The sequence below is a fragment of the Agrobacterium burrii genome (assembly GCF_017313405.1).
GTDB lineage: Bacteria > Pseudomonadota > Alphaproteobacteria > Rhizobiales > Rhizobiaceae > Agrobacterium > Agrobacterium burrii.
In genome coordinates this window covers 38931-63066 of the sequence record NZ_JAFLNA010000009.1, presented here as the reverse complement: position 1 = coordinate 63066, position 24136 = coordinate 38931, and the positions used below count along the sequence as shown (strand labels likewise).

Genomic DNA, 24136 nt, shown 5'->3' with positions numbered 1-24136 from the left:
GCGTGCTTCCTGGGTGGATCATATTCGGTTCGGCCTTCGCTTATGTCCTGCTGCTGTTTGCGGTTGCAAGCTTCGGGGATAGAAACAGCCGGAAAAGAAACGCCCCGAAAAAGGGGCGGCCGTTCGTTTATGCGCTCAGCCTGGCGATCTATTGCACCTCCTGGACCTATTTCGGCGGCGTCGGGCTTGCGGCGGACAAGGGGCTGGAGTTCCTGGGCATCTATACCGGGCCGATCCTTGCCTTCACCATCGGCATGCCGATCATTCGCCGCATCGTCGAGCTCGCCAAAACCGAGAAGCTGACATCGGTTGCGGATTTCATCGCCGCCCGTTACGGCAAGAACTCCACCGTGGCGATGATCGTCGCCATCATCGCGCTCGTTGGCGCCATTCCCTATATCGCCCTGCAGCTGAAAGCCGTTTCCAATTCGGTGGCGACGATGGTCGATCCCGGTGACTACGGCATCGGCAGCGGCAATCTCTATTTCCTCGATCTACCGCTGGTCGTCACCATCGTCATGGCCGGTTTCGCCGTCATGTTCGGGACCCGCCACACCGACGCGACAGAACATCAGGACGGGCTCATTCTGGCGATTTCGATGGAATCGCTGGTCAAGCTGGTCGCCATGTGCACCGTCGGCTTTTACGTGCTGTTCGTCCTTTTCGACGGGCCTGTGCATCTGTGGCGGCTCGCCACGGAGAATGAACAGGCCATGCGGGCCATATCCTATCACACGCCCGTCAGCCGCTGGATCGTCATGACCCTGCTGTCCGGCTTCGCCATCATCCTGCTGCCGCGCCAGTTCCACGTCACCGTGGTGGAAAACCGCACGCCGGAAGAGTTGCGCATGGCAGGTTTCCTGCTGCCGCTCTATCTCATCGCCATCAACATCTTTGTGCTGCCGATCGCGCTCGCCGGCATTCTGACGCTCGGCGCAAACGGCAGCGCCGATCTCTACGTCCTGCAACTGCCGCTTACGCATCAGATGCCGGTCGTATCCCTTATCACCTTCATCGGCGGATTTTCGGCGGCGACCGCAATGGTTATCGTTGCTTCGGTGGCGCTGTCGATCATGATTTCCAACGACATCGTCATGCCGATCTTTCTGCGGCAGAAGCTGTTGAACCGCTCGCCGCACCGGGACAATTTCGCCAAAACGCTGCTCAATATCCGCAGGACGGCGATCTTCGCGGTGATGCTGCTGGGTTATTTTTATTATCGCGCCGCCGACAGCGCGACGGGGCTTGCCTCCATCGGCTTCCTGGCATTCGCCGCCATCGCCCAGATGGCCCCTGCCCTTTTCGGCGGCCTGTTCTGGCGGCGCGCCAATGCCCGCGGCGCAATTGCCGGCCTCAGTTCAGGCTTTATTGTCTGGGCCTATCTGCTGTTTTTGCCGAGCTTCGGCGGGCCTGATAATTCCGAGGTAGCTGCGAATATTCTCGGTTTCCTGTTTTCCGGCAGCACCGTCTTCAACGGTCCCGAAGCCGATCCTTTCGTAAATGCGGTCATCCTCAGCCTCCTCGTCAACAGCATGGCCTTCGTGCTCGGCTCGCTGTCGCGCAACCCGCGTCCGGTGGAGCGCATCCAGTCGGGCATTTTCGTCAAGCGTCACTCGAAATCACAATTCGCCACGCGCGGCTGGAAAACCCGTGTCAGCGTCGGCGACCTCAAAAGCGCAATCGCCCGTTATCTCGGCGAAGAGCGCATGCTGCGTTCGCTCGCGACCTATGAGAAGACGGCGGGCCGGAAGCTCAATGACGACCAGCCGGCGGATATGGCGCTGATCCATTTTTCCGAACAATTGCTGGGCAGCGCCATCGGCTCCTCCTCGGCCCGCCTTGTGCTGTCGATCATTCTCCAGAAGGCGGAGGATACCAGCGCAGACACCGCCTGGCTGCTCGATCAGGCGAGCGAAGCTCTGCAATATAATCAGGACATGCTGCAAACGGCGCTGGCGCAGATGGATCAGGGCATCGCCGTTTTCGACAGCTCGCAGCAGCTGACCATCTGGAACCGGCGCTTCCGCACCCTGCTGGATCTGCCGGAACAATTCGGCCAGGTGGGCGTGCCGCTGACGGATATCGTCTCCATGCTGCAGGAGCGCGGCGACATGCCGGCCGGAGATACGGACGAGCTGATCACCAGTTTCCTGACCATGGACCTGCCCTTCTCGTTGGTGCTGGCCGGCGGTGAGCGCATTATCGAGGTGCGGTCCAACACCATGCCGGACAAAGGCATCGTCGCCACCTTCACCGACATTACGCAGCGGGTAGCGAGCGATCAGGCGCTGAAGCAGGCCAACGAGACGCTGGAGCAGCGAGTGGCGGAACGAACCGTCGAGCTTACCCGCGTCAACCGCGAACTGGCGGAGGCAAGGGCATCCGCCGACGAGGCGAATATCGGCAAGACACGGTTTTTCGCCGCCGCCGGTCACGACATTCTCCAGCCGCTCAATGCCGCGCGCCTCTATTCCTCCTCGCTTGTCGAACGGCTTGGCGCTTCGGGAGAAAGCGACCTCGTCCACAATATTGATTCAGCGCTGGAATCGGTCGAAACCATTCTCGGCGCTGTTCTCGATATTTCCCGCCTCGACACGGGTTCGATGAAGGCGCGCATGACATCGGTGCCGCTGAATGAGCTGCTGAAACGCATCGAAACCGATTTCGCACCGATGGCGCAGGAAAAGAACCTCGACCTCGTGGTCATGCCCACCTCGCTCACGGTCCGTTCCGACCCCAATCTCCTGCGGCGGCTGGTGCAAAATCTGGTGTCGAACGCCATCAAATATACGCTGAAAGGCAAGGTGGTGGTCGGTGCCCGCCGCCGGGGCGGCGAAGTCGTCATTCAGGTGACGGATTCCGGCATCGGCATTCCCGCATCCAAATTCCGCACCGTCTTCAAGGAATTCGCCCGGCTGGACGAGGGAGCAAAAACGGCCTCCGGCCTCGGGCTCGGCCTTTCCATCGTCGACCGGCTGTCGCGCATGCTGCACCATCCCGTGCAGCTGATTTCGACGCCCGGCAAGGGTACGACCTTCCGCATTCATCTGCCGCGTGAATCAGACCGCGTTGCGCCGGCCAAATCGGGTGGCGCGGTCAGCAATGCGGCGGCGAGCGACCGCCTTCAGGGGGTGCGGGTCCTGTGCATCGACAATGAGCCGAAAATCCTTGAGGGCATGACACTGTTGCTGACGGGATGGGGCTGTGAGGTTCTGCCCGCAGGTTCGGTGGCAACTCTGGAAGAGCCCTTCCTGAAACTCACCGCAGCGCCTGATGTCATCATCGCCGACTACCATCTCGATGATGGTGACGGCATCAGCGCCATCCGCCTCATCCGGACTTTCTACGGCAAGTCGATCCCTGCCCTGCTGGTGACAGCGGATCGCAGTCCCGAAGTTCGCAGCGATGCCGAAAAATACGGTATTTCCGTTCAACACAAACCGGTCAAACCGGCGGCGCTGCGCGCCTATATCAACCAGGTCTCCAGCACGGCACGGGCAGCCGCGGAATAAAAAACTCCCGGACCTTGCGATCCGGGAGTTTTTGATTTTGCAAATTGGGGATATCAGGCGGCCCGGTTCAATCGATCCCTGCCCGCCACCGAACCCTGCTCCATCTGGAAACGCTGGACGAGATCGAGCAAGGCCTCCACCTCGCCGGACAGCACCCGGCTCGCCGCACTCGATTGTTCGGCAAGGGCCGCATTCTGCTGCGTCATCTGGTCCATCTGGTTGACGGAACCGTTGACGTTGTGAAGCGCGGAAGACTGGTCCTGCGTTGCCGTTGCGATGGTTTCGACATGCTGGCTGACGGTGACGATCTGCTGGCTGATGGCGGAAAGAACCGTGCCCGCCTCCTGAACCAGTTTCGAGCCGGTGCTGACTTCGTGCGTCGACTGGTTGATGAGCTGCTTGATTTCACGCGCTGCATCGGCGGAACGTTGCGCCAGTTCACGCACTTCCTGCGCCACCACGGCAAAACCCTTGCCCGCCTCACCCGCACGCGCCGCCTCGATGCCGGCATTCAAGGCGAGGAGATTGGTCTGGAAGGCGATATCGTCGATGACCTCAATGATCTGCTCGATCTTGCGGGAAGCGCCTTCGATGCGTCCCATGGCATCAACGGCATTGCTGACAACAGAGCCGGAACTGTCGGCGCTCTGCTTGGTAATGCGGACGGCCTCATTGGCCTCCCGCGCCCGCTCGGCCGACGATCTGACCGTCGCGGTGATTTCCTCGACGGCGGCGGCGGTCTCTTCCAGCGAGGCTGCCTGATTTTCGGTGCGCTTCGACAGGTCAACCGAGGACTGCTCGATTTCAAAGCCGCTATGCTGGATGATCAGCGTCCGCTCACGGATCTGTCCCAGCGCATCGCGCAGATTGAGCAGGGAACCGTTGAAATCCGTGCGCAGACGGTCCAGACGGCCGGCGAAAGGTGTCTCGATCGTACGGCTCAGATCGCCACGCGAGAGCCTGCCGAGACCGGATGCGATCTCGCTGACCGCGAATTCGATCTGGCTGTCCAGCTCCTGCTTTTCAGCGTCGTTACGATGACGTTCGGATTCCGCCACGGAGCGTTCATCGGCGCTTCGTCCTTCGATGGCGAGTTTCTCAAGCGCGTTCTCGCGGAAGATCACCAGCGCGCGGGCGATGTTGCCGAATTCGTTGGTGTTGGTGGCATAGGGGATTGGCGTTTCGAGATCACCCTCAGAAAGAGACTTCACCGCATCGGTCAGCTTACCCAGCGGCTGCAGCGTGCGCCTGATAACGAAATAGGCGAGCAGCCCGACACCGACCATGGCCAGCGCGCCGCAGATCAACATCAGGTCGCGCAGGCCGAATATCTGGGCTTCGTAGACGGCCATGGGAACGCCGACGAAAAGAATGCCGACGGTGGCTCCGGTCTTGTTGGTAACCGGCATGTAACCGGTCATGTAATTGACGCCGAAAAGCGTGGCCGGGCCGAAATATGCTTCGCCCTTGCTGACTTTTTCGAAAGCTGGATGATCGGTGGCAAGCTTGGTGCCTGCCGCCCGTTCGCCCTTCTCGTTTTTCAGATTGGTGGTGATACGGACATATTCACCGGCCTTGGTTTCAAAAATTGTGGCGATGCCGCCGTTTCCAGCCGCGGTGCGGTCAACAAGGTCGTTATCGCGCAGCGTCCCGATACTGGCGCGGCTGACGCTCTTCAGCGGTCCATCACCCATGTCGAGGGTGACGCCACCGACCTTCATCTCGTAGAGGATCGCCATGCCGCGCATCGCACTGTTGGTATCGCGCAGCGCGGTGGTGATGATATTGTCCTTCAGGCGCATGTAGGTGGAAAAACCAACTGCCGCCACGCTGAGCATGATCAAGCCAATCGTCAGTGCGACGACCTTACTCGCAACGGTCTTAAAGAGCCGGTTGTGCATGAAACAGTTCCCCAAAGCCAAACCTGCGACAGTTCTAGTTGGCAACTGTTAAAAAACGCGAAATAAGGCACATGAATCATGCCCCGTCGGCAGGAATACCACGGTCAACGACCCTTGAGATGGCCGGATTTGCAGGACGGGAAAACCCCGTCCGCAATCAATGGATATAGCCGAGCCGGATAGCCTTGGCGATTGCCTGAATACGGTTGACGGAATCGAGCTTGATCGTCGCGGAACCGAGATAGGCATTGACCGTGTGCACGGAAAGCCCGAGCTTGACCGCGATCTCTTCACTGATACGGCCGTCACCCGCCAGTTGCAGGCAGGCGATTTCCCTCTCGCTCAGTGCTTCCGAGGGTGCCGCCTTGCGCTCGTCGAGCGCCAGCATGTCCACCATGATCTCGCAGCATTTGATGTGCTGCTCGATGACGACCTCGTTGTCGAGGACGAGATTGGTGCCGCAGAAAACGATGTAACCATTGCCGATGGTGCCGAGCCGCACCGGCATGGCCAGCCCCGCATAGGGCAACGTGTCGTTTTCGATCCGGCGCAGCAACGCCGGAACATCCGGAAGATCGGCAAAGCCGCCGGCGTTCTTGTTGCGCCAGATAACCGGCAACAGCGACGTCTCGATATGATCGAGAAGAATATCACCGACCGCGCGGATGAACTGCGTGCTCTGCTCTGCGGCATTCATGCCCCAGTTTTCCAGCTCGCAGGTCATCTTCTTCTTGTTGGGGAAACCGGAAGCGGCGGCCTTCGTCACCACGAAATTTCGCGCGCCGACCAGCTTCTGCATGGCGACGAGCTTCGGAAACAGATCCGACCGGCTCGTTGCGACAGGAGTGCGGTAAAACATGCCCGTTTGACCTGTACCCTCATTGTCTTTCGTCTGTACCATCCGTCCGACCATTATACGAGGTTGTTGCGCACGGCGTAGGCAATTGCCTCCGAGCGGGTTTTTGTCGCGGTTTTACGCATCACGCTTGTAATGTAATTATTGATCGTATTGCGCGAAATGCCAAGGATCATCGCAATTTCGTCGCTTGTCTTGCCTTCTGCAATCCAGAACAGGCATTCGAGCTCGCGCTCGGTAAGATCGATATCACGCACAGGCTTTGCTTCGCTGGCGATGCCGAAACTGATGCAATAACCTGTTAGCAGGGCGATTTCGCGCAAACGCTCCGGTGAAGGAACAACGTGTTCGGGAAACAGCAGCAGGAGGGAAAGCCGGATGCGGCCTACGCAGAAGGACAGTGCGGAATATTGCCGGTCGATACCGTAGGGAACAGAAACGTCGTCAGGAAGAAACAATAATCGTGGCCGCAGAAGCGAAAGGCATTTTTCCATTTCGCTCGATCTGTTCTGGCTGTTCGTCAGTTCAATACCCAGCCTGCGTACCAGATCGAAAGGCCAGTCGGATGTGACGATGAATTTCAGCCCGGTTTCTTCGAGAAGATCATCCCGCGCCAGCAGATAATGCGAGGCGCCGGCGTAAGTTACAAGCAGATCCAGTGCACCTGCAACGTTACCGGCAGCGGCCGTGGCTGCGACATTTTTGGCAAGCTGGTCGCGCGGCAAGGGCTTACCCATGCCCTCCATAGGCTTGGCAGACAGCCTGCGGATATCAACATCGACTTTCAATCGCCTACGCCCTCTTGCTCCCAGCGGGAGATTATACCTCGGGATGGAATCATTCCATTCAAGAAGCTTACCAAAACGGAATGGCGCGCCCCCGGAGACCGAATCATTTCATTTTATGGAACCGACCGGAATTTGCCATTACCTGACAACAGCCTTTCCACGTATTTCCTCATTCGTCTATTGCTAAAAAAACATACTGAAAAGCTGGCTGATTCATAATCGGCATTCTCAGCCTATTCCCAGCAAACTGTATCGTTGATGAATGATTTGTAAATGCTGTCCTGAAACGAGAATGCCACGGGCCGACGACCAAGGATAGTAAAAAGCCGGAAAATGCGAAAAAGGCCGGGTAAACCCGGCCTTTTCAAAATCACGCTGCTTTTTCCACCGCCCATTTGCGCAGGATCTTGGCTGCTCTTTCCTCGCTGATTTCCACCATGCGGGAGAGCCTGCGTTCCGGTCCTTCGCGAACCCGGCGGTTGAAGGTGCCTTCGCTGTCGCCACCGGCCAGAAGATCGTCGGTGCTGTCGAAGCCGAAATCCGCTCCGAAACCTTCCATAAGACCACCAGCACCTGCATCCATGCCGGGAGAGAAATCCGGCAGTTCGAGACCGGCGGTCTCCTGGCTGAGCTGACCGGCAGCCGCACCATTGCCGGCAACCGTGCGGACCAGGGGACGCACACCGAGCCAGACGACGAGGAAAGCGACGGCCACGAAAGCGAGCGAGTTGATGATGCCGGCGGAATTGCGGCTCAGCACTTCCATGATGCCCGGACCGCTGGTGGCCTCGTCAAGCAATTGCGTTTCAAGGAAGTCCATTGCCGTCAGCGTGACGATATCGCCACGATCCGAAGAGATGCCTGCCGCCGATGTCACGATCTTCTGCATTTCGGCAAGATAGGCGTCGATCTTGGCCTGATCGACGGGTTCGCCGACCATCTTGGCAATACGGCCCTTGTTGACGACCACGGCAACTGAAATCTTCTCGACGGTATAGCCGTTCTTGACCGTGGCGACCGTTTTCGAGTTGATCTCGTAATTGGTCTGCTCTTCCTTCTTGGCCGACTGGTCGGAAGACTGCGGGCCGCCAGCGCCGCCCTGAGGGGCAGCCTGCGGCACGTTCTGTTCCACGGTCGCTGCCGTATCCGGCTGCGTCTCCTGGGATTTCTGGTCTTCCTTTACCGTGCGGACAGAGCGCTCGACACGCGATTCCGGATCGTAGACGGTTTCCTGGATCTGGCGGCTGTCGGTGTTCAGCTGCGCCGTGACGCTGGAGCGGAAATTGTCCATGCCAAGGAAAGGCGCCAGCGCCTTGTCGATATTGGTGGTGATTTCCTGCTGGACATTCTGCGCCAGTGTCAGCGAGCGGTTCATGGCGGCGTTGGTGACATCGTCGCCGGAAGCGAGAAGCTGGCCGGTGGAATCGAGCAGGGTCACGTCATCGACTTCAAGACCGGGAACGGCCGAGGCGACGAGGTGACGGATGGAGGCGGACGCCTTGCGACCTGCGGTGGCGCTGGCGCGGATCATGACCGATGCGGTTGGCTTCTGTTCGCCACGGCGGAAATTGCCGACATCAGGCATGACGATATGGACGCGTGCGGCCGCAATCCCATCGATCTGCTGGATGGAGCGGCTGATCTCACCCTCGAGGGCACGAACGCGCGTCACTTCCTGCATGAAGGAGGTCAGGCCGAGAGAACCGACATTGTCGAAAAGCTCGTAACCGGCATTGGCGCTATCAGGCAGACCGCGCTCGGCCAAAAGCAGCCTTGCCTTGCTGGTAAGCCCTACGGGAACCTGAAGGCTCGAACCGTCGGTTCCGACCTGAAAGTCCAGCCCCGATTCGGCGAGCGCAATGCTGATCTTGTTGAGGTCGCTTTTTTCAAGCCCTACATAAAGGGTCTCGTAAGCGGGACGGTTCACGTAGAGAGCTGCTGCAAGGATAACGGCCATGGACAAAACGCCCACGCCGCCCAGCATCAGCAGCCGTGTCTGACCCAGCGCCGCGATATTTTTCAGGACCTGAGGGATTTGATTTAACAGATTCATTCTGTTCCGCACCGTCATTCATAGAATCCGAGACCTTTTGGCCCCGTAATGACAATAGGGTGCGAAGCTTGCGCGAGCGTTGCCTTTCTCCGCATTCGGCGAGGAAAGGCGCGCCAGCAGGAATATGGTCTAGAACAGGTCGAAGTCGCCGGAAGCCTTGTCCAGCGGCTGGGAATGGCCATGGCGGAAGGCGGCGCCCAGCGCCTTTTGCATTTCGGCAAGCTTGACGAGGCTGAGCGCCGTGGAGACATCGACGATCCATTCTCCGGGAATGGAACCGGTGACGGTGTCGATGAATTCGGCAAGACCGCGGGTCTTCTGGACGGCGAGATCAATACCCTGCAACAGCTTGATGCCGTCGCCGGACAATTGACCGCTGGTCACTTCCAGCAACTGCGGCTCGATACGTTCGATGAGATAGGCGACATCGTGCAATTCCGACACCACGCGCATGAGAACATCCGGCAGGGCTTCTTCGAACGGAGCGGTACCGGCGTGGTCTGCAATCTGCATTGGAAACTCCGTGACTAGAAAAATTCGATGTCGTTGGCGACGGGCTTTGGGGCCGGCACCGGACGCGTTTCCATGGCGACCGTCTTCTGGGTTTCCGCGCCGCTGAGCGGATGCTGACGCGCGCGACCAGAGACCGGCCAGAACTCGATCTTGCGGCCATGCTCTCCGCCCGTGGAGGAGCTTATGACAGGAATGCCTTCATCCTTCAGAAACTGCATGGCGAAGATGGCATTCTGTTCACCGACATTCGAGAAGCTGGCGATCGTCTTCGCGCCGCCGAAAACCTTGGCCTCCAGCCGGTCGCGGCGGGCGCCCTTCTTTAGAAGGCCGTTGATCAGAAGTTCCATGAGATGCACGCCGTAACGCGTCGCATCTCCCCCGGTCACATTGCCCGTTCCCGGCAGCAGGAAGTGGTTCATTCCTCCAAGGCCGGCAACGGGATCTCTCAGACAGGCGGCCACGCACGAACCGAGTATCGTCGTCATGACCACGTCGGGATCGCTGACAACCTTGTACTCGCCCTGAATGATATGTACGCGCTTAGCCGCAGCTTCAATCATTTCAGCGATCCGAAAACCGCCTCGATGGCTGCACGCATCTTGTCGATGGTGAAAGGCTTGGCCAGCACGTTGTTCGCACCGAGCTGCGCCGCCTTCTGCACCAGCGCGCGGTCACCCTGCGCGGTGAGGATGATGAAGGCCGCCTTTTTGAGGGTCGGGTTGGCCCGCACGGCGTGCAGAAAACCGAGACCGTCCATTTTCGGCATGTTGAAGTCGGAGATGACGAGATGATGGGGCTGCTGCTCCATGATCTTCAATCCCTGCTCGCCATCGCCGGCGGAAGTGATCTGCTTGAAGCCGAGCTGTGTCAGCGCATCGCTGAGGAGCAACCGGCTGGTCACCTGATCGTCAACGATCAGAACTTTGATCTTTTCTGCGAGAGACATTAGTCAGCACCTTCTTTGCGGGCAGTGGTTAGTTTCAGGATTTCTTCGCCGATGGAGGCCAGCGGCAATTGCTGTTCAACGGCGCCAAGCTCATAGGCCACGCGGGGCATGCCGTAGACGACGCAGGTTTTTTCATTCTGGCCGACGGTGCGCGCACCGGCGTGCCGCATTTTCAGCAGTCCGGCCGCGCCATCACGGCCCATGCCGGTGAGAATGACGCCGACGGCGTTGCGTCCGGCAAGCTCGGCCACCGAATCGAACAGAACATCGACGGAGGGGCGATGGCCGTTGACCGGGTCACGCTCGATGAGCCGGCAGCAGGGTGCTGCGCGGTTCGCGATCTGCAGGTGGCGCTCGCCGCCCGGCGCGAGATAAATCTTGCCCGTTTGCAGCCGTGCGCCATCCGTCGCTTCTTCCACGACGGGCGCGCAGATGCGGTTCAGCCGCTCGGCGAAACTCTTGGTGAAGGTCGACGGCATGTGCTGGGTGATGACGGTCGGCGGGCAATTGGCCGGAAATTTTTGCAGCACGGCGATCAGCGCCTCGACCCCACCCGTGGATGAACCGATGGCCACGACTTTGCGACCGGCCCGATAATCGCTGACCGGCGTAGGCTGCACTGCCGCGGCGCTTTCCGGACGAGCCGCGCGATAGGCGGCATGCTGGGAGCGGGCGGCGGCTTTCACCTTGTCGGCGAGATCGCCAAAGGGACGCGCATCACCCGGAGCCGGTTTGCCGACGCAGTCGAAAGCACCGATTTCAAGGGCAGCGAGCGAGGCATCCGCACCGCGATGTGTAAGCGACGAGACCATGATGACCGGCATCGGCCGCAGGCGCATGATCTTTTCGAGGAATTCAAGGCCGTTCATTTCCGGCATCTCGATGTCGAGTGTCACGACATCGGGGTTGAGCTGCTTGATAGCTGCTCTCGCTTCCATGGCGTTGCCGGCCTGTCCGACCACCTCGACTTCCGGATCAGCCTTGAGGACAGCCGAAATCAGGCCGCGCATCGTTGGACTATCATCGACGACGAGTACCCGTGCGAGTGCGCTCATGCCTTCCTCCCGGATGCGTGACCAATGTAGCGGTAGGTGGTGATGCCAGTGTTATCGAACAGGTTCTTGGCGTCGCCGGAGACGCGTTCGGAATGGCCGATATAAAGATGACCACCTTCCGGCAGCAGTCCGGCGAAACGCGACCAGATACGTGTCTGCGTTGGCTCGTCGAAATAGATGACGACGTTGCGGCAGAAGATGACGTCGAAATTGCCCTTGAAGGGCCATTGCGTCATCAGATTCAATTCGTTGAAGGTGATGAGACGCTTGATCTTGTCGTCGATACGGAATTTGCGGCGACCGCCGGCATCAACCTCCGTGAACCATTGCTTGCGCATGGCGGGAGACACGGTTTCGAGCGCATTGTCGTCGTAAACGCCGGCGCGGGCCTGCGCCAGAATCTTCGGGTCGATGTCGGTTGCCAGAATTTTGAAATCGTAGTCCGCCGCATTCGGGAACATGGCGAGCACGGTAAGGGCAATGGAATAGGGTTCCTGCCCGTCGGAACAGGCCGCCGACCAGATGCGGACACGTCCACCGCTCTTTGCTCTTGCAATGAGACCCGGCAGGACCTCGTCACGCAGATGTTCGAAATGATGGTTCTCGCGGAAGAAGCGCGTGAAATTCGTCGTCAGGTGCGACAGCATTTCGCGCCGCGCCGGGGCGCCCTCGGTTGAGGAGACCAACGTGCAATATTCGCGGAAACCGGAGAGGCCGAGATTGCGGATATGCTTCGAGAGGCGGGAATAGACCAGCGACGCCTTGGTGTCGTTGAGATAGATGCCCGCATCCGCATAGATCATCGCAGCGATCTCCGACAGATCGCGTCTTGTCAGCGGGTATTCGCCGCTGGCAAGAACGTCGTCCGGAGACTGGCGCTGGTCGCTGAGATTAAGTGCTGCCATGGATGATCCGCTTTCAACCTGTCGCCGCAAGCGACATTTCCTGCTTCAGGGGCTGTCCGCGCGAAGCGCTGACGATGGCATCGACATCCAGAATGAGCGCAACGCGTCCGTCACCGAGAATAGTTGCGGCGGCAATGCCCGGAACATGGGTATAGTTGGCTTCCAACGACTTGATGACGACCTGACGCTGACCCTGGATCGCATCGACCATCAGGGCGCGCTGGCCGCCGCCTTCCGATTCCACCAGAAGCGCGACACCTTCCACCGGATCGGCCTGTGTTGGACGGAAATTCAGAACGCGTCCGACATCAACCAGCGGGCAGAAGGAATTGCGGATGGAGATCAGCCGCTGGTTGGAGCCGAAGGAATGAATGTTCTTCGCTTCCGGCTGCAGGGTTTCCACGATTGCGGTCAAAGGCACCACAAGCGTCTGACCGGCCACCGTGACCACCATGCCGTCGAGGACGGCGAGCGTCAGCGGCAGGCTCATGGTGAAGGTCGAACCGTGACCGGGGCGCGAGGAGATGCTGATGCGGCCGCCAAGCGCCTGAATGGAACGCTTGACCACATCCATGCCCACGCCACGGCCGGAAATGTCGGAAATCTTGTCTGCCGTCGAGAAGCCCGGCGCGAAGATCAGATTGTCGATCTCCTCGTCGGTCAGGTTCGCATCGGCGGCAATGAGATCATTGTCGATCGCCTTCTGGCGAACGCGCTCGCGGTTGATGCCGGCGCCATCATCCTGAAGCTCGATCAGGATACGGCCCGAGCGGTGCTTGGCCGAAAGCTTGATGGTGCCTTCAGGGTTCTTGCCCGCCGCTTCGCGCTTTTCCGGTGTTTCGATGCCGTGGTCGACGGCATTGCGAATCATGTGGGTCAGGGGCTCGGCCAGCTTGTCGATAACGGTCTTGTCGACTTCGGTGTTCTCGCCTTCGGTGACGAGGCGGATCTGCTTGCCGATCATATCAGCGACTTCGCGGACGATACGCGACATGCGCTGGAAGACCGGCTTTACCGGCTGCGCACGGATGGCCATGACGCTGTCCTGGATTTCGCGCGTCAGCTGCTGCAGCTCGTCGAGACCCATATTGACGGCGGAGGTGCCGCTCGCATCGTTTTCGATGACGCTCTGCGACAGCATTGCCTGATTGATGACAAGCTCGCCGACGAGGTTGATCAGGCGGTCGACGCGGTCGAGATCGACGCGGATGGTCTGGCCGACATTCGCATTGGCGGCCGCATTTGCGTTTGCCTGGGCTGCGGCGGGCGCTGCCGCCGCCTCGCGCTTTTCGATGGCGGCATTGACGCTTTGAGCAATCTGGGTCGTTGCAACTGCTGCCTCGACGGCTGCGGCAACAAAAGGCGCTTCCTGCGCGACGGCGGGCTCTTCTTCCGGTCCGCTATCGAGAGCCGAGAGATCGAACGGAACCGGGATCATCGGAAGTTCTTCCTCGTCCGCAGCGGCATCGGAAAGAACCGGCGAAATTTCGAGATCGCAATCCCATTCGGCGAATTCAAAAACGCTGCGGATAGCCTCTTCACCCTTGTCGGTCGTGATCGAAACCGTCCAGGAGAGATACGAGGCTTCAGGGTCGAGCTTGTCGAGCGTGGGAAGCTCCGACATGTCGCAATTGACGCTCATTTCGCCGACACGCGAGAGATCGCGCAGGAGAAGCGCCGCCTCGTTGCCTTTCGAATAAAGCGACGCATGCGGCTTGAACTTGACCTGGAAGGTCGGCGCTTCCATCAACGGCGTGGTTTCGTCAGCGAAATCCGAGAAGGAGAACGGGATCGGCTCGAAACCGCTGTCATCCGTCGGCTTGGGCGCGACGGGAGCCGGAGCCTTTATCGCAACCGGCGCCGGCGCGGAAACCTGCACCGTTTCGCCATTGGCCAGCGCTTCCAGTTCCTTGACGAGACCACGGGTGCGGCTTTCATCAACACTGCCGCCATCTCTTGCGGCATTGGTCAGATCCGCCAGCACGTCGGCCGAGCGCAGCATGACTTTGAGAACATCCTGGCCCGGTTCCAGCTTGTTGGAGCGAACGCAGTCGAGGGTCGTTTCAAAAACGTGGGCGAAGGCCACGAGATCATCCAGACCGAAGGCGCCGGCCCCGCCCTTGATGGAATGAACGGCACGGAAAACGGCGTTGACGGTTTCCGGATCACGGTCGCCGTCATTCAATTTAAGAAGCCCCGATTCCAGTTCAGCGAGCTGCTCCTCGCATTCCTGGAAAAAGATTTCCTTGATTTCGTTCATATCCATCGTGAAATGTCCCGTATCAGGCGGTTACGCGTTCAATGGCATCGATGAGTTTCGCAGGATCGAACGGCTTGACGATCCAGCCGGTCGCACCGGCCTGACGGGCGCGGTTCTTCTTTTCTGCGTCGCTTTCGGTTGTCAGAACGAGGATCGGGATAGCCCGATACTTCTCGTTGCGGCGCACACCCTCGATAAAGCCGAAGCCATCAAGACGGGGCATGTTGATGTCAGTCACGATGACATCGGGGTTGCTCTGCTCGAGCACCTCGAGACCTTCAACGCCGTCTTCGGCCTGAATGGTTTCAAAACCGGCATTGTTGAGCGTGACCAGGAGCATGTTCCGGATCGTTCTGGAATCATCCACGGTAAGAACTTTTTTCTTCACTTCTTGATCTCCTTCAGGAGCAAATGATCGATTTCGACGCCTATCAGTTTCATGGTCTTGTCGAATGCATCGGACGCCTTGGCAAAACCGAACGGTTTGCCGTCCTCCTCCCAGGACTTCGCACCGGCCATCAGGACCTGGGCGCAAAGTGCTCCGATACGCTCAACCTCGGACGCATCCACCGACAAAGGTGCTCCTCTCAGCGTCATCAGCTTGCCGTGCAGCGCCGATGCCTCGTTGAGATCCAGCACCGGTGACAGTTTCAGCGTCGCCTCAGCTGCTTTTCTGGCTGCCATTACATGACTCCTTGGCGTCTGAATTGTTGGTAATCCTGGCCGTAATCCGTGCGGTCATCCCCACGGGCCATAAATGATGTGTCCTGACGCTCCGCCACGGCCATCGCCCCCGCCTGACCCTGACGGGCGATGCGGAACTCCCTGATGGTGCGGCCGAGTTCCAGAATGACGGTGTGAAGTGCGTCGGCCTCGGAGGCGCCGCCGCTTATATCGGCGGCGATCCGCCCCGCCTGCCGCTGGTGTTCACTCATGTCGGCAGCGACCGATTGCAGCTCGCCGACCTGGTCGGCCGTATGGCGGGAGACTTCGGCGATCATGTCGTTGATGCCGGACACCTGCCGGACGACGCCGCCGATTGCCTCCTGCGTGCGGTTGACCATGCGCACGCCGCCCTCGACCTGGGTTTTCGTGGTGCCGACGAGGCTTTTGATCTCTCTTGCAGCGTCAGCAGACCGTTGCGCCAGAGCGCGAACTTCCTGCGCGACGACGGCGAAACCACGTCCGCTGTCACCCGCGCGCGCCGCCTCGATACCGGCATTGAGGGCGAGAAGGTTCGTCTGAAACGCAATTTCATCAATCGTGCCGATGATCCTGCCGATTTGCTCGGCGGATTGCTCGATGTGCGACATGGCGTCGATCGCCTCGCCGATAGCCTTGCCGCTTTCGACCGCTGCCTCACGGGCGCGGGAAACCGCTGTCTCCGTCGCCGATATGCGAACGCCGTTTTCGGCCGCGCCGCTGATCATCGTCTGGATCGGACGGGAGGTTTCCGCAAGCGCTTCGGCCTGCTGGCCGGAACGCTCGGCCATGGAACGGCCCATTTCGGCAAACCGCGCGCTTAGCGCTTCGGCCTCGCCGATACCGTTTTGCGCCGATATCAGCGATGCGCCGATGGTCGCCAGCGCCGTATTGAACGAGGATGCAACATCACGATAGGCTTCCGGCACATCGCCGGCGATGCGGGCCTGCAAGTTGCCTGCGGCGAAGGATGTCAGCGCCGCGCCCAGCAATGTCGCCGCTTCCGAACGGTCGCTGTCGCGCTGTTCCGCCAATTCGCGGCCATGGCGCAGGCGCAATTCATTAAACCGCAGCGAGACGGCGATCTCGGTATCGACCATCACCAGACGGACGACGTTTTTCACGGCTTCCGCCAGTTCGCGGGTTTTCTTGCGGTTACCGGGCAGGATGGAGCGTGGCGCGTGTTCGGCCACCAGCCCACCGAGCAGATGTTCAAGAACGACCGCGTGACTGGCGATCTGCCAGCGCGGATCGAGACCCATGCGGCCGGCATTGTCAGAAAGAACCTTCACCCGCTCGGCATAAAGCGCATCGAAACGCGCATCCGTCAGCACACTCCAGTGCGAGGATTGCAGGTCGTGCAGGCGATCAAGCTGGTTTTCGCTTTCGAAAGACGGTGAACAGTCGGGCATCGACTGGAAACGGTTCATCACGTCCCGCAGACCAGCCTTGACGTAAGGCTCGAGCATGCCGCGATAATTGCGCAGGAAATCGGATTGCGTCTCGTCGAGGCCGGCAAAGCGAAGCCGTCCCGCCAGGCTTGCACCTGCCGATCTGCGCGCTTGATCTGATGGCAAATCCTGCCCCAACCGACGTCCCCAACACCATGACGGCCGGAGGAACCCGGCCAAATTGACCAAGGTTCAGAACGTCAGCACCCTTGGGGGATTTTTGAACGAACATACCCATCGCGGACGATGCGGCATCGACGCTTGCCTGACCTTCTTGAACCAAGAAACGAAAATACCGGATCCGGCCCGGTACGGCAGTGCGGCGTCATGCCTGGAAGGGGAGAGAACCCCATTCCGCCGTGGAAATACCATCAATCTTTATGGTTAATTCCTTGCTTGAAAGTTAAGAAACATCGGCTCCGGCGTCAAACGGTGAAATTTGTAAAAGCTTTTAGCCGTTGCCGCCCTCACTTTGCCGCAAACCGGCAAAACCGAAAAGGAATCGGCCATCGCGGGCGGTTTTTCCGGCCTGTGCGCTGGACAAGCGCGTGCGGCTTCCCCTAAAACAAATCAACGGGATATTCGCTGAGCGGTGATGCTTTAAAGAGACCTTTACGATCAAGGAGATGCCAACTTGTTATGGATGGAGACATGCCGCCGTTCAAGGCGCCATCCGCAAGTGTTGATCGGCATCATGGTCGCAAGCCTGCTCGTCATGATCGGCTTTCAGGCACCTTCCGGCATCAAGACACTTTCCAAGACCAGCCGTCTGGAGAGATTGGAGACGGTTGATCTCAGCCGTTCCCTCACTCTTGGCGACAGGGATTGCGATAGCGGCTGCAAGGCCGGGGATGCCGGTTCAGGTCTTCGCCCCGGCAACTTCCCCTCTCCCGCTTTGCGGATCACCGTTGACGCCGGGCCGGCCGTTACATCTGTTGCCATCGCGCCACAAGCTTTCCGAGACTTTGCGAGCGTGGTTCCAAGAGCGCCCCCGCATATTATCTATTAGTCATTCCGGCGGTCCTCATCATTCGGTTCTTATGAGCCTTGAGGGATCGGAGTCGTCGGAAACCCGCCGCAGACTCCAATTCCAGAGAAAAACCGCCGCCGCATATGACACTTGCAACCATTCTTCCATTTATTGTCGCCTTGCCTTTTGTCGGCGCCATTTTAACGGCTTTCATGCCGCGCGACGGCGCGGCCGCAGGCCCCGCCTCCGTGGCTGGCGCTGTGGCCCTCTTCGGCCTTGTCAGCAGTATTTTTCTTTATCCGACGATCAGCGATGGCAGCGCACTGAAATACGATGCGGAATGGCTGCCGCAACTCGGCCTGAACTTCACCCTGCGGCTGGACGGATTTGCCTGGTTATTTGCAATCCTCATTACCGGCATCGGCCTGCTCGTGGTCCTCTACGCCCGCTACTACATGTCGGCAAAAGACCCGATCCCGCGGTTTTTTGCCTTCTTCCTCGCCTTCATGGGCTCGATGCTCGGCGTGGTCCTGTCCGGCAACGTCATTCTGCTGTCGATCTTCTGGGAAATGACCAGCATCTTCTCGTTCCTGCTGATCGGCTACTGGCATCAGAACGCCGGGGCGCGTGACGGCGCCCGCATGGCGTTGACCGTGACCGGCATCGGCGGCTTCAGTCTTTTGGCGGGGCTGTTGATCCTTGGCCATATGGCGGGAAGCTATGATCTGGACAAGATCATCGAGGCCGGCGCCCAAATCCGCGCCCATCCTCTCTATCTGCCGGCGCTTATCCTCATTCTCGGCGGCGCGCTGACCAAGAGCGCGCAGTTTCCCTTCCATTTCTGGCTGCCGAATGCCATGGCGGCGCCGACGCCCGTTTCCGCCTATCTGCATTCGGCCACCATGGTGAAGGCCGGGGTGTTTCTGCTGGCGCGGTTCTGGCCGGTGCTGGCAGGCACGCCGGAATGGTTCTGGCTGGTGGGCATGGCCGGCGTCATCACCCTGCTGCTCGGCGCTTATTTCGCCATGTTTCAGCAGGATCTGAAGGGGCTGCTCGCCTATTCCACCATCAGCCATCTCGGGCTCATCACCACACTGCTCAGCCTCGGCAGCCCGCTGGCCGCGGTTGCGGCCATCTTCCACATGGTCAACCACGCCACCTTCAAGGCCTCGCTGTTCATGGCGGCCGGCATCATCGACCATGAAACCGGCACCCGCGACATGCGGCGCTTGAGCGGGCTCTACACCTATCTGCCAGCGACGGCCACGCTTGCCATGGCGGCAAGTGCGGCGATGGCCGGCGTGCCGCTGTTCAACGGCTTCCTCTCCAAGGAAATGTTCTTTGCCGAGGCCGTCGAAACCCACGCCGATTCGCTGCTGGACCGGGCGCTGCCCTATGTCGCGACGCTGTCCGGCGCATTTGCCGTCGCCTATTCGCTGCGCTTCATCCACACGGTGTTTTTCGGTCCCAAACCGGTCGATCTACCGAACCCCAATCCGCACGAGCCGCCGCGCTGGATGCGCTTTCCGATCGAGTTTCTGGTTTTCGCCTGCCTGATCGTCGGCATCGTTCCAAGCCTTTCGATCGGCCCGTTCCTGCATTCGGCCGTGCTTTCCGTTCTCGGGCCGCAGACGCCCGTTTACAGCCTGTCGATCTGGCACGGTTTCAACCTGCCGCTGATCATGAGTATCGCGGCGCTGATCGGCGGCGTTACCATCTATGCACTGCTCGGCGGCTATTTTTCGCGCTGCGATGACGGTCCGCCGGTCTTCCGGCATTTGCGAGGCCAGCGCATCTTCGAGCGCATTCTCGTCACCGTGTCCTGGAAGTGGGCGCGGTGGCTGGAAAGCACGCTCGGCACGCGGCGTCTGCAGCCGCAGCTGAGACTTCTGATCCTCGTGGCGCTTCTCGCCGGTTTCTCGCCCCTGTTCCTTTCGGAATTTTCCCTGTCGCTGCCGCGCGTGACGACTTTCGATCCGATCTTCGCCATTCTCTGGCTGATCGGCATGATCGCCGCGCTCGGTGCCGCCTGGCAGGCTAAATATCATCGGCTTGCCGCCCTCATCATGCTCGGCGTTTCGGGGCTCGTCACCTGCCTCACCTTCATCTGGCTTTCCGCCCCGGATCTAGCGATTACCCAGTTGCTGGTCGAAATCGTCACTACGGTTCTCATCCTGCTCGGTCTCCGGTGGTTGCCGAAACGTTTCGAGAAGGTCGATAGCAGCGACGAGCTGCCGGCGCAGCTTCGCCGCGCTCGCGACTTTCTGCTCGCCGCCGCCAGCGGCATCGGCATGTCGGTCATCGCTTATGCCGTCATGACGCTGCCGGTGCCAAACGCCATCTCCACCTATTTCCTGGAGCGCGCCTATACCGAAGGTGGCGGCACCAACGTCGTCAACGTCATTCTGGTCGATTTCCGCGGCTTCGACACATTCGGCGAAATCGCGGTGCTGGCGATTGTGGCGCTCACCGTCTTCGCACTGCTGCGCCGTTTCCGCCCTGCGCATGAAAGCATCGGGCTGCCGGAACAGCAGAAGATGCAGAATGCCTTCGATGCCGAACGTCCTGATCGCAGCAAGGGTGATACCGTCCACGATTATCTCTATGTGCCGTCGATCGTGATGCAATGGATGTTCCCGGTCATCATCACCTTCTCGATTTTCCTGTTCATGCGCGGCCATGACCTGCCCGGCGGTGGCTTTGCGGCCGGCATCACCATGGCAATCGCCTTCCTGCTGCAATATCTGGCCGGCGGCGCACGCTGGGCGGAGGATCGCATTCGCATCCTGCCGCTGCGCTGGATGGGTTTCGGCCTGTTGATGGCCGCAGTGACGGGTATCGGCTCGTGGTATTTCGGCTACCCGTTCCTGACCTCGTATTTCCAGTATACGGAGATACCCTATATCGGCAAAATGCCCACGGCATCCGCCCTGCTGTTCGATCTCGGCGTCTTTTCGGCGGTCGTCGGCTCCACCGTTCTTATTCTCATAGCACTGGCACACCAATCGTTGCGCAACTACCGCGTTCGCACGCCTGAAGCCGCAAAAGCGGAGGACCTGTAATGGAACTCATTCTTGCGATCGGTATCGGCGTCATGACCGGCTCCGGCGTGTGGCTTATCCTGCGCCCGCGCACCTATCAGGTCATCGTCGGGCTCTCATTGCTGTCTTATGCCGTCAACCTGTTCATCTTCGGCGTCGGCGGCATCAAGACCAATGCGCCGCCGGTGCTGGTCAATGGTGTCGATAGTTCCACGCTGGCCGACCCCGTGCCGCAAGCGCTGGTGTTGACGGCAATCGTCATCGGCTTTGCGACGACGGCGCTTTTCCTCGTAGTGCTGCTTGCCGCCCGTGGCCTCACCGGCACCGACCACGTGGACGGGAGGGAGACGAAATGATGTCATTCCCCTTCCACATCGTCATCGCGCCCATTCTTCTGCCACTGATCACCGCCGCCATTCTGCTGTTCTTCGACGAGCGCCAGCGCGTGGCAAAGGCCGCCATCAGCCTTACTTCGACAGTGCTATTGCTGATCGTCGCCATCCTGCTGTTCCGCGAGGTGAATTCGACGGTCAATACCGAAATCGCCGCTGTGGTTTCGAGCGGCGTCTACCTGCTCGGCAACTGGGCCGCCCCCTTCGGCATCGTGCTTGTCGCAGATCGTCTTTCCGGGCTGATGGTGCTGCTGACGGCGCTGCTGGCCATTCCCTCGCTGATCTATTCGATGGCGAAGTGGCACAAGGCCGGCGCGCATTTCCATTCGCTGTTCCAGATGATGCTGATGGGCGTCAACGGCGCGTTTCTGACCGGCGACCTCTTCAATCTCTTCGTGTTCTTCGAAGTGATGCTGGCGGCCTCCTATGGCCTGCTGCTGCATGGTTCCGGCCAGCAGCGCGTCAAGGCCGGGCTGCACTACATCGCCATCAACCTCGTCGCGGCGCTGTTCTTTCTGATCGGCGTCAGCCTGATCTATGGCGTCACCGGCACGCTGAACATGGGCGACCTTGCCCATCGCATCGAGGGGCTGAACCCGGACCAGCGCATGCTGCTGGAAACCGGCGCTGCCGTCCTCGGTATTGCGTTTCTGGTCAAAGCCGGCATGTGGCCGCTGAATTTCTGGCTGCCATCGGCCTATGGTTCGGCTTCCGCTCCGGTTGGCGGACTGTTCGCCATCATGAGCAAGGTCGGCATTTATGTCATTGCCCGTCTGTCCTTCCTGTTGTTCGGGCAGACGGCGGGGGAATCGGCAGGCTTCGGCCATGATGCCCTGCTCGTCGGCGGCATCGCCACCATCATCTTCGGGGCGATCGGCGTTCTGGCATCACAGGCGCTCGGGCGGCTTGCCGGCTTTTCGGTACTGATATCGTCGGGAACGCTTCTCGCCGCCATGGGTACCGGCAATCCGACAGTTGCGGCCGGCGCGCTCTATTATCTGGTCAGCTCTACCCTCACCATCAGCGCCTTCTTCATGCTGATCGAGCTGGTGGAGCGCGGCCAGGATGCGGGCGCGAACGTTCTCGCCGTGACCATGGAGGCCTATGGCGAAGGTGAAGAGGAGGAAGAGGAAGAGGAAGTCGGCGTGACGATGCCCGCCACGATCGCGGTACTCGGCGCCTGTTTTGCCGCGTGCGGCATTCTTCTGGCCGGCCTGCCGCCGCTTTCGGGTTTCATCGCTAAATTCTCGATGCTGACAGCCATTCTCAACCCTTCCGGGCTTGGCGCCAATGACAGCATTTCCACGCTTTCCTGGTGGCTGGTCTTCCTGATCGTCTTTGCCGGTTTTGCCTCGCTGATCTCGATGACCCGCGCCGGCATCCGCACCTTCTGGGCCTCCATAGAAGGCACCGTGCCGCGTGTTCTCGTCATCGAAATAGCACCCATCATGCTGCTGCTCGCCCTGACACTTGCCATGACCGTGCAGGCGGGTCCGGTGATGCGCTACATGCAGGAAACGGCGCGTATCCTCGATCTGCCCGCAAGTTATATTCAGGGCGTCATTTCCGCACCGCGAGCGGGAAGCAACCCGGAGGCGGAGCCATGATGAGCCGTCTCCTCCCCTACCCGCTGCTGACGGTTTCGCTGATCTTCTTCTGGATGACAATCAACAGCTTTTCGCCCGGACATCTGCTGCTTGGCACCGCTGTTGCGCTCATCGCCTCCTGGGCGATGGCGTCGCTGCGGCCAGCCAAACCGCGTATCCGCAACTGGCACAAGCTCGCGCTGCTGATCCTGATCGTGCTTTATGATATTATCAGGTCCAATATCTCGGTCGTGAAGATCATTCTGTTCAAGCGCGAAAGAGACCGCAAATCCGGCTTCCTGGCGGTGCCGCTCGATATTCGCGATCCCATGGCGCTGGCCGTGCTGGCAACCATCCTGACCTCGACGCCGGGCAGCGCCTGGCTCGAATATAATTCCAGCCAGGGCACACTTCTCCTCCACGTTCTCGACGATGTGGATGAGGCCGCGTGGATAAGCCTCATCAAGAACCGATATGAAAAACTGTTGATGGAGATATTCGAATGAGTTCGATTATCCTTTTCTGGTCCTTTTCGCTGGCGCAGTTCATGCTGGCCATCGCCATGACAATATCAGTCTATCGCATCGCCATCGGCCCCCGCGCCCAGGACCGGGTGCTGGGCATGGATACGCTCTATGTCAACGCCATGCTGCTTCTCCTCACCTTCGGCCTGCGCACCGGCAACGACATCTATTTCGAGGCATCGCTGCTGATCGCCATCCTCGGCTTCGTCTCCACCGTCGCCCTCTCCAAATTCATGATGCGCGGCGAGGTGATCGAATGAACAGCGCCGCAGAATTTCCGCTCTGGGCCGCCATTCTCGTGGCTTTCTTCGTGCTGCTAGGCGCATCGCTGACGCTGATCGGCACCATCGGCTTTGCGAGGCTGAACAGCTTCTACGAGCGCCTGCATGCGCCCACACTCGGCACCAGCTGGGGCACTGGCGGCATCGTCATGGCCTCGATCATCTATTTCTCCGTCTCCGGCGACCGCTTCGCCTTCCACGAAATCTTCATCGGCATCTTCATGACGGTGACGACACCGGTTTCGCTGATGCTGCTTGGGCGGGCCGCGCTTTATCGGGACCGGGCGGAGCAGAATACGGATAATCGGGAGCATCTTTAGGCTAAAGTTACCTTCAACGCCGAAAACGGCCTTCCCGTTAAGCTACGACGGGCAGCTTTGCCTATTGCCCTATCGATCCT

Annotated in this window: 21 protein-coding genes; 8 read left to right on the top strand and 13 right to left on the bottom strand. The window is 59.7% G+C overall.

Translation table 11 applies throughout. The annotated features are described in order from the left end of the window. Nucleotides 1-2 precede the first annotated feature (2 nt). Entirely contained in the window at nucleotides 3-3512 is a 3510-nt protein-coding gene (locus JZX89_RS17060) for a PAS-domain containing protein (protein WP_174375238.1), read from the top strand. Between the two features lie 53 nt (nucleotides 3513-3565). Here JZX89_RS17060 and JZX89_RS17055 read toward each other — a convergent pair whose 3' ends face one another. The 13 genes from JZX89_RS17055 to JZX89_RS16995 form a co-directional block, all read right to left on the bottom strand. Continuing rightward, the gene (locus JZX89_RS17055) at nucleotides 3566-5413 is read right to left on the bottom strand and encodes a methyl-accepting chemotaxis protein (protein WP_207134828.1); all 1848 of its coding nucleotides are present in this window, start codon (nucleotides 5411-5413) and stop codon (nucleotides 3566-3568) included. 157 nt (nucleotides 5414-5570) lie between these two features. Then, entirely contained in the window at nucleotides 5571-6272 is a 702-nt protein-coding gene (visR, locus tag JZX89_RS17050) for a transcriptional regulator VisR (RefSeq protein WP_174375240.1), read from the bottom strand. A gap of 53 nt (nucleotides 6273-6325) precedes the next feature. Next, nucleotides 6326-7057, bottom strand: coding sequence for a transcriptional regulator VisN (gene visN / locus JZX89_RS17045; RefSeq protein WP_174375241.1), 732 nt, complete (start codon nucleotides 7055-7057; stop codon nucleotides 6326-6328). A 370-nt stretch (nucleotides 7058-7427) separates the two neighbouring features. Continuing rightward, nucleotides 7428-9110, bottom strand: a complete 1683-nt coding sequence (fliF, locus tag JZX89_RS17040) for a flagellar basal-body MS-ring/collar protein FliF (RefSeq protein WP_188355953.1) — start codon at nucleotides 9108-9110, stop codon at nucleotides 7428-7430. Nucleotides 9111-9239: 129 nt separating this feature from the next. Then, nucleotides 9240-9623 carry a chemotaxis protein CheT gene (gene cheT / locus JZX89_RS17035; RefSeq protein ID WP_153513157.1) on the bottom strand — a complete coding sequence of 128 codons (384 nt, stop codon included), beginning with the start codon at nucleotides 9621-9623 and terminating at the stop codon, nucleotides 9240-9242. Nucleotides 9624-9637: 14 nt separating this feature from the next. After that, the gene (gene cheD / locus JZX89_RS17030) at nucleotides 9638-10183 is read right to left on the bottom strand and encodes a chemoreceptor glutamine deamidase CheD (protein WP_046800555.1); all 546 of its coding nucleotides are present in this window, start codon (nucleotides 10181-10183) and stop codon (nucleotides 9638-9640) included. After that, nucleotides 10180-10569, bottom strand: a complete 390-nt coding sequence (gene cheY2, locus JZX89_RS17025) for a chemotaxis response regulator CheY2 (protein WP_149898541.1) — start codon at nucleotides 10567-10569, stop codon at nucleotides 10180-10182. Before cheY2 ends, cheD begins: the two co-directional genes overlap by 4 nt. After that, complete coding sequence (gene cheB / locus JZX89_RS17020; protein WP_207134827.1) at nucleotides 10569-11624, bottom strand: protein-glutamate methylesterase/protein-glutamine glutaminase; 1056 nt, start codon at nucleotides 11622-11624, stop codon at nucleotides 10569-10571. The genes cheY2 and cheB overlap by 1 nt, the downstream gene beginning before the upstream one ends. Beyond that, nucleotides 11621-12529 carry a protein-glutamate O-methyltransferase CheR gene (gene cheR, locus JZX89_RS17015; protein WP_207134826.1) on the bottom strand — a complete coding sequence of 303 codons (909 nt, stop codon included), beginning with the start codon at nucleotides 12527-12529 and terminating at the stop codon, nucleotides 11621-11623. The genes cheB and cheR overlap by 4 nt, the downstream gene beginning before the upstream one ends. Before the next feature lie 13 nt (nucleotides 12530-12542). Next, nucleotides 12543-14795 carry a chemotaxis protein CheA gene (locus JZX89_RS17010; protein ID WP_207134825.1) on the bottom strand — a complete coding sequence of 751 codons (2253 nt, stop codon included), beginning with the start codon at nucleotides 14793-14795 and terminating at the stop codon, nucleotides 12543-12545. 16 nt (nucleotides 14796-14811) lie between these two features. Next, on the bottom strand, nucleotides 14812-15177 hold the full coding sequence (gene cheY1, locus JZX89_RS17005) for a chemotaxis response regulator CheY1 (protein ID WP_004439870.1): 366 nt from the start codon (nucleotides 15175-15177) through the stop codon (nucleotides 14812-14814). Further along, nucleotides 15174-15473 carry an STAS domain-containing protein gene (locus JZX89_RS17000; protein ID WP_153513153.1) on the bottom strand — a complete coding sequence of 100 codons (300 nt, stop codon included), beginning with the start codon at nucleotides 15471-15473 and terminating at the stop codon, nucleotides 15174-15176. Before JZX89_RS17000 ends, cheY1 begins: the two co-directional genes overlap by 4 nt. Next, nucleotides 15473-17068: a globin-coupled sensor protein gene (locus JZX89_RS16995; RefSeq protein ID WP_246746756.1), complete on the bottom strand. Its 1596-nt coding sequence runs from the start codon at nucleotides 17066-17068 to the stop codon at nucleotides 15473-15475. Before JZX89_RS16995 ends, JZX89_RS17000 begins: the two co-directional genes overlap by 1 nt. Before the next feature lie 517 nt (nucleotides 17069-17585). Here JZX89_RS16995 and JZX89_RS16990 point away from each other — a divergent pair. The 7 genes from JZX89_RS16990 (at nucleotide 17586) to mnhG (ending at nucleotide 24056) form a co-directional block, all read left to right on the top strand. After that, a complete protein-coding gene (locus JZX89_RS16990) occupies nucleotides 17586-17951 on the top strand; it encodes a hypothetical protein (protein ID WP_153514111.1) in 366 nt (121 codons plus the stop codon). A gap of 104 nt (nucleotides 17952-18055) precedes the next feature. Then, nucleotides 18056-20974: a monovalent cation/H+ antiporter subunit A gene (locus tag JZX89_RS16985; RefSeq protein WP_207134823.1), complete on the top strand. Its 2919-nt coding sequence runs from the start codon at nucleotides 18056-18058 to the stop codon at nucleotides 20972-20974. Continuing rightward, nucleotides 20974-21309, top strand: a complete 336-nt coding sequence (locus JZX89_RS16980) for a Na+/H+ antiporter subunit C (protein ID WP_149898535.1) — start codon at nucleotides 20974-20976, stop codon at nucleotides 21307-21309. The genes JZX89_RS16985 and JZX89_RS16980 overlap by 1 nt, the downstream gene beginning before the upstream one ends. Further along, nucleotides 21306-22952 carry a monovalent cation/H+ antiporter subunit D gene (locus tag JZX89_RS16975; RefSeq protein WP_188355952.1) on the top strand — a complete coding sequence of 549 codons (1647 nt, stop codon included), beginning with the start codon at nucleotides 21306-21308 and terminating at the stop codon, nucleotides 22950-22952. The genes JZX89_RS16980 and JZX89_RS16975 overlap by 4 nt, the downstream gene beginning before the upstream one ends. Then, nucleotides 22949-23437, top strand: coding sequence for a Na+/H+ antiporter subunit E (locus JZX89_RS16970; RefSeq protein WP_207134822.1), 489 nt, complete (start codon nucleotides 22949-22951; stop codon nucleotides 23435-23437). Before JZX89_RS16975 ends, JZX89_RS16970 begins: the two co-directional genes overlap by 4 nt. Then, the gene (locus JZX89_RS16965; RefSeq protein ID WP_080810635.1) at nucleotides 23434-23715 is read left to right on the top strand and encodes a K+/H+ antiporter subunit F; all 282 of its coding nucleotides are present in this window, start codon (nucleotides 23434-23436) and stop codon (nucleotides 23713-23715) included. The genes JZX89_RS16970 and JZX89_RS16965 overlap by 4 nt, the downstream gene beginning before the upstream one ends. Continuing rightward, nucleotides 23712-24056, top strand: a complete 345-nt coding sequence (gene mnhG, locus JZX89_RS16960) for a monovalent cation/H(+) antiporter subunit G (protein WP_149898534.1) — start codon at nucleotides 23712-23714, stop codon at nucleotides 24054-24056. The genes JZX89_RS16965 and mnhG overlap by 4 nt, the downstream gene beginning before the upstream one ends. Nucleotides 24057-24136 lie beyond the last annotated feature (80 nt).